1 protein-coding gene is annotated in these 2,006 nt (G+C 42.6%); it reads right to left on the bottom strand.

The window, feature by feature from the left end:
* The coding region (locus HRU23_20380; GenBank protein NRA56496.1) for an amino acid adenylation domain-containing protein at positions 1 to 2,006 on the bottom strand (2,006 nt) is incomplete at both ends.

Raw genomic sequence — 2,006 nt, 5'->3', positions numbered from 1 at the left:
GCTTTTCTATCAAGTTTACCATTAGGCGTTAACGGGAATTGCTCAAGCAACAACATATGCGCCGGTACCATGTATTCAGGCAACGCTTGTTGTAGTTGGTTTTTAATATCGGCTCTAAAGCTGTTTTGTGTCTCATTATCGGTTTCAATCAATCCACTATCATTGGGAATAATATAAGCGACTAACTGCTGACCTGCATTGCCTTCTTGGGCTAATACTACTGCATCGCGGATAGCGTCATTGCCTTGCAGCTGTGATTCAATTTCGCCCAGCTCAATACGGAAACCACGGATTTTAACTTGATGGTCAATACGACCAACATACTCGATGGTGCCATCGCTTTGGTAGCGTGCTAAATCGCCAGTGCGGTATAAGCGACCGCCTGATTTATTGAATGGGTCGGCGATAAAGCGTTCGGCTGTTAAGCCTTGGCGTTGATGATAACCACGAGCCAATAACTCACCACCAATAACAAGCTCACCGACTGCACCTGAAGGCACAAGATTAAGATTGTTATCAACTATATAGCTATAACGTCCTGCTAATGTTTCACCAATAGGAATGGTTGGCGGAATAACTTCATTGTCATTAAAATAACGGTTACAACAAAAACTTGTGCTTGCCGCGGTAGCTTCGGTAGGGCCATAGAAATTCCACAATTGAGCTTCAGCTAAACCAAGTTGTTGCCACAAGGCCAAGCCATCAAGTGGCATTGCTTCACCACCAACAATCATCCGACGTAAACGACCAAAGTCAGTTAGCCCTTGCGCAGCGAAGTCTTTAAATAATTGATACCACATCGACGGTGTTAAATTAGCAACACTAATACCGTAGCGAAGTAGATTATTGTAAAAGGTATTGTTATCCCAAATCTCTTCCCCTCTTAATACCACCGTTGCACCGCAACATAAAGTTGGGAAAAGTTGTTCGGCAAAAGTATCAAAATTTAGCGTTGCATATTGCAGTATGCAATCATCTTTATTTAAGCTTAATCTTTCACTGTAGACTTCGACATGACGTGCGAACGAGCCGTGATCTATGCCAACCCCTTTAGGCCGCCCGGTAGTACCTGACGTATAAATTAAATAAGCTAAATTCTTTGAGTGTGCTCGGTATTTAGGGTTACAGTCTTCGTATTCAACATCGCTAACATCATCTATAAATAGCCGTTTAACATCAGTCGATAGCGTTAGCTGTTCATTTAACTCGCGCTGCGTTAACAAGACGTTTATACCGCTATTGTCGGCCATGTAAGATAATCTGTCTTCTGGGTACGATGGATCTAATGGTACATAAGCTCCACCCGTTTTTAATACGGCCAGTACCGCGACTATCATTGACACTGAGCGTTTAACCGCAATACCCACTAAAACATCAGGGCCAACATTTTGTGCTATTAGCTTATGTGCAAGGCAATTAACCCGACGGTTTAATTCATCATAGCTAAGCTTTTGATCTTCAAAAACGAGGGCTGTTTTTTCTGGCTGAGCTAGCACTTGTGCTTCAAAACGCTGCTGAATACTTAATTTAGCTGCTACATCTGGATAAGCAGGGTTTCGATCTTGAATGATATGCAGCTGTTCTGCTTGGTCAAGTAAAGGCAACTCGGCAATGCGCTCACTTGGTTTGGCTACAATCCCCTGTAAAAGCTGTTGCCAATGTTTGGCTAATCGCTCAATCGTGGATGGCTCAAATAAGTCCGTTGCATAGTTAAATGATGCAGAAATACCGCCTTCATATTCATTAATATCCAGCGTTAAATCAAATTTCGCCGTATGGCTGTCCCAGCTTACGCCTTCTACTTCTAAGCCTTCTACACTGGCCAATTGGGATTCTTTATTTGAGCCTTTCTCACTCAGGTAGTTAAACATGGCTTGGAATAACGGCGAGTGACTTAAGCTACGCTCAACTTGTAACGCTTCAACTAATTGCTCAAACGGTAAGTCTTGGTTGTCTTGCGCGTCTAACGTCGTTTGCTTAACTTGTTGTAAAAATTCATTAAAAGT

It is taken from the genome of Gammaproteobacteria bacterium, assembly GCA_013214945.1.
GTDB lineage: Bacteria > Pseudomonadota > Gammaproteobacteria > Enterobacterales > Psychrobiaceae > Psychrobium.
Note: the sequence above shows the minus strand (reverse complement) of the source record. Positions and strands in the feature narration are given on the sequence as shown.